The following is a 9,422-nucleotide window of genomic DNA, read 5'->3' on the forward strand; positions in this document are numbered from 1 at the left end:
TCATGGATTCCTCTCCGGAAAAAATCCTATATTACTCCGTAGACCTGGATGAACTTTCTAAAATTCGGGGGGAGGTCCGTGAATTTTTGGGAGAGGACTGTTCGGATATAGTCAAAGGCCGGATCGTATTCTGCCTGGATGAAGCAATGACTAACGTAATAGAACACGGATTTTCGGAGCCGAACTCCTCTAAAATCGAGCTCAGAATGAAAAAGAATAAGGGAAGCTGGAAATTCTCCATCCTGGACCAAGGCGTTCCTTTCGATCCCACGAAAGAAAAAAGCGAAACCTGGAAGGAATTATACGAAAGCGGGGCCGATGGAGGTTTCGGATTACGTTCCATTAAAAAAATAATGATCGTACGTTACCAACGTCTTAAAAATCCCCCGCGTAACAAACTTACTCTGATCCATACGAGATAATAAGATGATTAAAAACAAATTCCTGAGAGCGGTTCTTCCCGGGATTCGGGCGAAACTTTCCTTTTTTACGGCCGCATTGGTTATCTCCATATTAGGCTTCACATCCATAATTCATTATGCCCAACAGACAAAGGCTTTGGAACAGAAGTTGGAGTCGGAATTAAAAGCTCCTTTGGAATATGTGAACTCTGTCGTTCTGGATCTGGAAAACCTGAGCCGAAGTATGATCTTGATAGAGGAATTCAAGGTCAGAGTGAAAGAGAAGAAAAAACAACTCAGTAAATTTAAAAGGACGGTCGTCCAGAAAGAAGGCGGGCTTTTCGGTGCGTTAAAAGCATTTGGTCAATCCATCGGTTTGAACGTGAAAAGGGGAAATGTTTATAAATCCGTTGATACTTATTTTACGAGATATCTTTCCGAAAAAGAGATCCAAGAATTCGAATCCAAGGTCCGAAACGAATTAAGAAAAGAGAATGGAGCTCCGATTGACGCACCTGTTTATGAAAAGATCAGATCCATTGCGGAAAAGACCGCCCTCGCAAGGATCAGTGCGGAAACTTCTAAGATCAGAATAGAAGAAATTACGGAAGAGTTAAAGGATATAGATTCTGAATTAGCAAAACCCGATATCGATCCTAAGAAGAAAAAAACCTATCTTACGGATAAGGACAAATTAGAGAAGGAACGAAAGGCCGCAGAAAAAGCGATCCCGGACGGAGAGAAGAAGGCGGCATCGGGTGAGACCGCTTTAACAAAGGCTCTTCAGAATTTTTTCAGAGGATCTTTTAAGGATCGAATTTCTTCTTTAGGACTTCTTCCGGATAAAATTAGGATTTTAGCTTATGATAGAGCGGGGAAGGAAACCCTGGACACAGGTTTACTTTTCTCTCAAAGTTCCGAGACCGGAAAAAAATTACTCACACAGACGGATTTTACGGAAAGTCGTAAAACCCTTTTCGGAGATACCGACGTTTTAGAGGTTATCCAAAACAAATCGGAGGCGGAAAGTTATGAAGTGGGCGGTAGACAATACGAAGTAATATATCGTCCTGTTTTTAGGAACCCAAGTACTGCGGAAAGATCCAGGTCCATGGCGGAAGAGATCGTTGAGAATCCCAAAGATTGGGCAAAGTATCTGGAAGAAGATAGAAAAATTTCCGCAGAGATTGCGGAGATCTCTCAAAGATTGAAATCAAGAATGTCGGAACTTCGCAAGGACGGAAAAGCTAAACCTTCTTCCGATAAGGAATTCAAAAATCTGGCTCTGGCCTATAGGCAGATGCTCAAGAAACGAGATACTAAGCTTGAACAGTTACAGCCGTATTCTTCGGTTTTTGAGAAGAATGAGAAAAAATGGACTGATGATCATAAATCCCTAAAAGACAAGATAACAAGTACTTCCAAGGAAATTTTGGAATGGGAGAAGATGCTGAAGTTCCCTCCTAAAGAAGGGGAGAACAAAACTTCACCGGAAGAGATCCAGGAAAAGATCAGGATATTAGAATCTCAGGAAGAAGAATATAAGGATTCTTTAATCCGTTTGGAATCGACTAAGGGTGATTGGAGTAACTCCTACGAACATAAAGCGGAAGACGCTTTTTACGGCCTGAGAGAGGCGGCATTGGAGGATTTCACATTTATTCCTTTCAAAACAGGGCCCGCCAGCATTAGAAGATATTATAAAGATGATAATGAAAGAAAGTCCGTTCGGATCAAATGGAGGCTTTTGAGAGAATGGATCCTTTCCGGAAATTCAGAGACGGAACTACCTAAAACTCCTAAGGGGATCGCTTGGGACTCCGGTATCCTTGTCAGAAGTAGAAGTGAAGCGGAAGAAATGATGTGGGCCCTGGACTCCACTCCACTTGTTCTTTCTGGAGAAGAGGAAGGTAAGGGGCTAGTCTACGACCTCCTCCGCAAAGACTTATTAGGGTATAATATTATTCTAATTGATAGGACCGAAGGTGTTCGTCAGATGAGATCCAACAGAGAAGAGATGATCCGTTACACGGGGATCATCGGAACTATCGCAATTCTTCTGGCGTACGGCTTGGCTTGGTTTGTGGTCCGCAGGATCAGGGGTATCAGTAAAAATGCAGAGTTAATCGGAGAAGGGAATCTGAATGTCGAATTTCCTCCTGCGGGTTACGACGAGATCGGCGTATTGAGTGAATCTCTGAATGATATGGTTCACGGTTTAAAGGAAAGAGAAGAGATGAAAGGGGAACTTCTGGCGGCGGAAGAGATCCAGAAACGTCTGCTTCCTGAAAAACTTCCTTCTAGCTTGAACGACTATGTTGAATTCGGGGCGTTCTATAAAGCGATGACCGGAGTAGGTGGGGATTATTACGATTTTATCGAATTAGGCGGAGGAAAGATCGCGATCTGTATCGGTGATGTTTCCAACCATGGTGTGGGTCCTGCGATCGTGATGGCTCTTTTCAGGGCTCAGATCCGGGCCATTCTACGGAAGGGAGAAAGGGATCTGAAAAAGATCCTGCTCGAGGCAAACGGATATCTGTATGAAGATACTCCTGATCATATTTTTATCACATTCTTTTTGGCGATCTTCGATTCCAATACTTCCAGATTGGAGTATATATCTGCGGGCCATGTTAAGCCTTTATTCTTCGACGCTTCCGATGGAAAGATCAAAGAACTTCCTGCAGGCGGTTTGCCGATCGGTATGGATGAAAATTCTTTCTTTGAAACTACTATTGAGAGGAGGGCATTAACTTTGGATTCCGGAGATATTTTCTTTGAATATACGGATGGTTTGGATGAAGCAAGAAGTCCGAACTCGGATATGTATACCAGAGAGAGGCTTGCGAAACTTTTGCATGCAAACGGAGAAAAACGTCCGGAAGAATTGATCAAGACAATCGTTACGGATGTGGAATCCCATACGCAACAAGACCTGAGCGCGACCGGGTTTTCGAAACTTTCCGACGATATCGCGATGATCGCGATCCGGAAAAGATAAGAACCGCTTGTTCTCATTTATGGCCTTGTAGGAGAAAAGCCTAAACAAGCGATATACACTTAACGCATGTTGGAACTCCTAAAACGCCATCCTTTAAAACGGATCGTTCAAATTATGGAAGGATCAAATCCTTCCATTCTTCTTCTGAACTGGAAGGACAAAGATATACTTCGCCCTCGGAGTATTTATTCTTATTTTTTCTCCAAAGAGAAAGTTTATGATCCGCTTCTTCCAAACCTGTTTTTAAAACTTCTCTTAATTCCGAGACAGATCCGAAGGTTCCGTCTAAAACTCCGGTATTTTTTGCGTCAAAATCAGCTCTGGATTTTTTTGTAAAAGATCCGAAAAATTCTTTTTGGATAGATTCGATTTCCTGAATATTTCCTTCTTTTCTGAGTGCGGCAACTTTTGCACCTTGGAATAGATCGAATGCGGAATTTCCCCCCATAACTGCAAGTGTTGCCTCAGCTAAAGAATAGTACGCAATTCCCGGTCTTAAGAATCCGCTAAAAGCATGTATTTGCCTTCCTCCGTAATTTTGTCTTAATACGATCGAAACCACGGGGATCTCTGAAAGAATGTTTACATCCAAAGATTCTCCACCGATTTGCTGTATTCTTGCTCTTTCTTGTTTGGTGCCTGGGACAAAACCCGGAGCATCAGAAATCATTAATAAAGGAATGGAATGTTTGTTTGCAAACTCGGTGAAAACTCTGAATTTTTCCGTCCCTGGAGCGTCCGGAGACCCTCCTCCTTTCGGTTGGTCGGCAATGATCGCTACCGTTCTACCTTGTATCCGTCCTAACCCTGTGATCAAACTGGAGCCGGGGTCCCATTCTCCGAATTCTAGGAAAGTGTTCTTATCCAAAATTTTTTGGACGATCTCTTCTTTCATATCGTAGGAAACAGTGATCTCGCTTGGAAGTTTGATCTCACTTTCGCTTGGCAGAAAGTTTTCGATCTTTCTGTGATTTAATAAATGGAAAAATTTTCTGATAATCTCATAAGCCTCCGGTTCGTCTTTTGCGGTGAAGGTAGCCCATCTTTTTTTATTCGAGAATTCCTTATGAGCAGAAGATTTACTTTTTGCGCTCGGTTCTAAAAGTAGCCATACGTCCGCATTCGAGGTAAGTTCGGAAACTCTAAGTCCCTCCGGATTTTTTACAAAATGTAAACAGGCTCCTTTAAAATTTTGTAATGATTTTTGAAAATCTCTTCTTGGTCTTAAGGAATCATAGTCATCCAAATGGGAACTTCTGAACCATTTGCTTCCATAGACTAAAAGTAAACTTGCTCCCGTTTTTTCCGCGATCCGAACGGACTCTTTCGCTTTGATAATACATGGAAGGGAGTGAAATCCATCATCGGTCCTTGGGCCCATGGAGAGTACGGGAGCTTCTCCCAATCGAATGAGCCCGGAAACTAAAGATCCTGAGCCGGAATAGTTTTCTTTGATTGGAAGGAAAAATCCGCTTTCAGAATAATGAGTCAGTTCGTTCTCGTCTAGAACATTCCAATTTTCCGATATAGCTCTTTGGCTTTTTTCTTTTGGAAGAAGTTTACATCCCAACAAAGAATCTTGTATCCTTCTGATAATCCATATAAACTGGATCTTATCGTTTGCTACAAAATCCACAGTGCCTGTAGCTTGGCCCATAATTTTAGCACCGCCTATCTCGTAATTGGTGAATTTCTCTCCGGTTACGGATTCGATCACTGAAGATCCTGTTAGAACTCGATAAGATTCTTCTTCATTTAAAAGGACTTGTAAAGAGGCTTGAGAAGAGCCGTAAACGTCCAATCCAGTAGAAGATCCCGTTCCGACTGCGACCGTAAAACAAAACTTAGGTCTTTCTTCAGAGTTGTATTTTCTGAATTCTGGTCCGTATTTTTTTTCGGTTTCGGAGCATATTTCTTTTAAAATAGGATCCGAATGCGATTCGATTGCAGCCCTGAAATCGGAGGCTTTCAAACCGGCACTTAAAAGTGAATTCATAAAAAACCCTTCTGCAGCTCGGTTCAATGATACCATTCCTTCTTTGATGTTAGCACCGGCCCCGTCGTTCCAGATATATAAAGGAAGATCTTTTCGATAAGCGTAGTAGGCGGCTGCAATATATTTTCTTCCTTCTAAATCTCCTGTGGCTCCGCCCGCTACTCTGGAATCTTTAAAAAAACATAATGCAGGTTTTCCGCCGATCTTTCCTTCGAAAATTTTCGCTCCCGGAACATAGATCTCTTCTTTGCCTGTTTTAGGATTTTTTCTGAGAAGCCCGTCGGTTCCCGGGATCGTAATCTCTTGTACGGAATCCATGTCGAATATCTCGGAAACCCAACATTCCAGAGGCCATTTTCCTTTTTGGAAAACGTTTAGGTCTTTCGGATCGGTTCCCGTGCAATACGGAAATCTAGGATCGTTTGAATGGGCTATATCCATCCTAAGTTTTCCATCTTTAAAGAAGAAGGAAAGTGTTACCGTTTTTTCGGCATTTTCCGGAAGGAAAACCATCGTGAACTGGCTATACAACCCATGTAAGAAGAACCGTAGAACGGAGCCGGCAGATTCCATTATATTATTATAATTGAATACGTCTTCTTCGTTGGATCCCGGGTCGAATTTGATCATAAATCCGGAAACAAGGACTTCTAACCTGAAAATATCAACATTTTTGAATATTTGAGAGCCTTGTAAGATGCATGCTCCCACTTTCGCGGTAGTTTCCAGATCGAACCTGGAGATTTTCTTTTCCGCTTTAGCGTTTAATGTCGAGAAGAGTATATATTGTTTTTCTCTTTCCGTTTCTAAGAAATATAAGAAATGTCCGGTGCTTGGGGAGAATATTCTTTTAAGATTCCCTTGGGTTTGCCAATATTCCAGTTTTTTCCGGATCTGATAAGTAAGGGATTCATCGAAGTTTTCCGGGACCAACGGTAAGTTTTCGGAAAAAGACCTATTGAATTTTTCCTCTAAGATCTCGGATCCTTCTTCCGAAACGGAAGACCAAGGCGCTTTAAGAAACCGTACGTAATCGAAGACGTGTTTTCTAGATATAGTCGCATCTCCTCCTTTGAATTTTTGCGGACGATTTCCTCTCGAGTTTAATATTCTTCTGACTGTTTTTTCGAGGGAACTTTCTTTTTCTCTTTCTTCCAAATATAAGATGCCGTTCAAAGCTAGGTCTATGGAGGGAGTAGGCGGAGCATAAATGGAAAGTATTTCCAAAAGTTTTGCTACAAGTTCCTTTCCTTCTCTAAGGTTCGCGTATGCTTTTACTAAAAAAATGAATGCATCCTTTTGGCTTTTGGTCCTTCGAAGAGGATTCCAAGGTTTGATACCGTAATAGTGAAATGCATTGGATAAGAGTTTTTTTGTGGTCTTAGGTGGATTGTATCCTTCCGTATCCCATTCCGATAGAGCTCTTTGAACCTCTCCATAATGGGAAAATTTTGTTCCCGGATCCGATGAGAATATTCTTCGTACTAATACATGGAATTTTAAAAGTTCTAAATAGAAATTTCCCCATTGGCGGCTCTCTGGATCGGATAGTTTGGAAAATTCGAGATTAGAGAGTATAAAATCTATCTTTTCTACGGCGTCTTGTTCCCTAAAAGTTCCTAAGATCCAAGACCTCAATAAGGTTCTTAGATCGGGGCCTGATTTTTTTTGGATCGATGGAATTTTTCCTTCCGTATCCGGATCTAAGGAAGGCCAGATCTCCCAGATAGATCCTTCAGTACTATTATAATTATCTAATTCTTTTTTGGGTTCGGATCTTTGTTCTGTTTCAATTTTTGCAAGTATTTCCCCTTCACTTAAACCTTTGCCTAAGATCATCCCGGAAGCGGTCATTCCGCGAACCAATTTATTCCTATCTCCGTGCTCTAATAAATATCCTAGTTTTCCGCCGACTGGTGCGGTTAGGACTGTTTCCATCTTCATTGCGGAAATTACTAAGATCGGATCTCCTTCTTGGATAGTTTCCCCTTCATTCCATGTATTGTTCGTTTGCGGATTATCGCATATCTTTACGAATGTTCCTTGGAAGGGAGAACGTAAAACTCCTTCGTTGGAGGTATTATTCTTTTTGTCTTTGGATAAAATAGAGAATCGGAGATATCTAAGTTTTCCTTGGCTATCCGGGAATCTCACCAAGTGAAAAGAAGGCCTACGATCTACGCGGACAGGAATCGTTCTGCCGGCAAATTCCACTAAAAATTCTTCTCCAAATTCTCCTTGAACGGAAACCCCGATGGATCCGAAATCTTTCCCGTTTAGCAGAATTCTATAGCTAGAAATGGAAGTTCGGAATAAGCGGGTTTTATATGCTTTCGTTTCCGATCTCAATTCGAATTCAAAAAGAGAATACTCCGATTCTTGGGAATGAAGTAATTTAGGAAGATCCCGATCTCTGAAAGACCTTTTCAGATCGTTTTCGGTCATAAAAACCGATTCTGCAAGCGAGCAGATGACTGCCCCTTCTTCTTCCGATTCATTCTCCGCTTTCGTAAGTTCCTCATTATTAGATAAAATTAAATTATCATATTCTCCCGAACGAAAAAGATCATGCCTTACTAGTTTGATTAGCTGTTCAATGTTTGTGGTAATTCCGCGGATGTACAGATCTGAAAGTGCTCTTTCCATTCTGAGTAGAGCTTCTTCCCTTGTAGTTCCCGTAGTGATCAATTTTCCTATCATTGGATCATAGTCACCTAAGACTCTATCGCCTTTTTTGAATCCGAAATCACAACGTACTCCGTTGAATGTAGGAAGTTCTAGATCTTTTATTTTTCCGGGAGAAGGAGAGTAATTTTGAAAAGGATCTTCCGCATAGATCCTGCATTGGATGGAATGATTTCTGTCCGAGAATCTCCTACGGATAACTGAGTCGTAAGGGATCTCTTGTTCTCTACCATCAAAAAATAAAATTTGCCATTTGGCCAGATCGATCCCTAGAGATTGGTCGGTCACGGGATATTCCACCTGCAATCTAGTGTTCATTTCTAAAAATCCGAAATTGCCTGTTTCGCAATCCAGTAAGAATTCAACAGTTCCCGCGGCGCATCCTTCCGAGTAGCCCGAAATATGAGCGATCTTTTCCGCGGATGATAATAATTGTAATAAGGTCCTATCGTCTAAAAAGGTTTCTCCACTTTCCTCCACGACTTTTTGGTTCCTTCTTTGTACTGCGCATTTCCGGATACCCACAGCCGTGGAATTGAAAATTTGTACTTCAAAGTGAGCGGGCCTCTCCACATATTTTTCAAAAAAGAAGGTACCGTTCCCATAGGACTGGACTCCGATCCGAACCGCACTCTCGATTGCTGGAATTAACTCCTTTGAGTTTCGTACGATGACCATTCCTTTCCCGCCACCGCCGCTGTCTAGTTTGATCATGATCGGATAGCCGATCCGTTCCGCTTCTTGAATTGCGATCTCTTCTCCGCCTGTGATAGGCCCGCTCCCCAATAAAAGGGGGATTCCGTTCTCTAAAGCCAGTTTTCTGGCATCTAGCTTATTTCCAACTTTTCGCATCACGGAAGCCTTGGGCCCCATAAATATTATGTTTCTTTTATATATGAGGGAGACTTCCTCTAGAGATTCAACGAACCTAAAGTCTTCGGACAAAAATCCGTATCCCGGATAAACTGCGTTTGCATCCGAAAGTAAAGCTGCGGCTATAATTGTCTGAGAGTTCGTATATTTATCGGAACTTCCAATGTAGACGATCTCGTCTGCGGATTCATACCAGGATTGTTCCCTATCCGGATCGGTTACAACTGCAACCGATCGGATACTTTCTTCTCTCAGCGCTAAAAAAAATCTTTTGGCGATCTCTCCTCTGTTTGCGATCAGCACTTTTTTTAGTACACCTTTTCTTTCCGGGTAAATTTCTTTTTTTTCTGAACGTCCTGGGTTTAGGATTTTCAATTCTTTTATGACGGAATCTATTTCAGGAATACTTAATATTCCTTGGGTAAATGATTCTGGTTCTGGCTTTCTTGTGGGTATCATTCGC

Annotated in this window: 3 protein-coding genes; 2 read left to right on the forward strand and 1 reads right to left on the reverse strand. The window is 41.8% G+C overall.

The window, feature by feature from the left end; translation table 11 throughout:
* The first annotated feature begins 2 nt into the window (after window positions 1–2).
* Together AB3N61_RS01790 and AB3N61_RS01795 are read left to right on the forward strand one after the other, a co-directional pair.
* Window positions 3–422 carry an ATP-binding protein gene (locus tag AB3N61_RS01790; protein WP_367898333.1) on the forward strand — a complete coding sequence of 140 codons (420 nt, stop codon included), beginning with the start codon at window positions 3–5 and terminating at the stop codon, window positions 420–422.
* Window positions 423–426: 4 nt separating this feature from the next.
* Entirely contained in the window at window positions 427–3,405 is a 2,979-nt protein-coding gene (locus AB3N61_RS01795; RefSeq protein ID WP_020769677.1) for a PP2C family protein-serine/threonine phosphatase, read from the forward strand.
* Window positions 3,406–3,517: 112 nt separating this feature from the next.
* Here the strand turns inward: AB3N61_RS01795 and AB3N61_RS01800 are convergent, their stop codons facing one another.
* The gene (locus AB3N61_RS01800) at window positions 3,518–9,418 is read right to left on the reverse strand and encodes a carboxyl transferase domain-containing protein (RefSeq protein ID WP_367898334.1); all 5,901 of its coding nucleotides are present in this window, start codon (window positions 9,416–9,418) and stop codon (window positions 3,518–3,520) included.
* Window positions 9,419–9,422 lie beyond the last annotated feature (4 nt).

This window comes from Leptospira sp. WS58.C1, assembly GCF_040833995.1.
Lineage (GTDB): Bacteria > Spirochaetota > Leptospiria > Leptospirales > Leptospiraceae > Leptospira_B > Leptospira_B cinconiae.

Bases quoted from the DNA above. Each gene is read 5' to 3' on its own strand.
- AB3N61_RS01790 (WP_367898333.1), top strand. From the start codon at position 3: ATGGATTCCTCTCCGGAAAAAATCCTATATTACTCCGTAGACCTGGAT.
- AB3N61_RS01795 (WP_020769677.1), top strand. From the start codon at position 427: ATGATTAAAAACAAATTCCTGAGAGCGGTTCTTCCCGGGATTCGGGCG.
- AB3N61_RS01800 (WP_367898334.1), bottom strand. From the start codon at position 9,418: ATGATACCCACAAGAAAGCCAGAACCAGAATCATTTACCCAAGGAATA.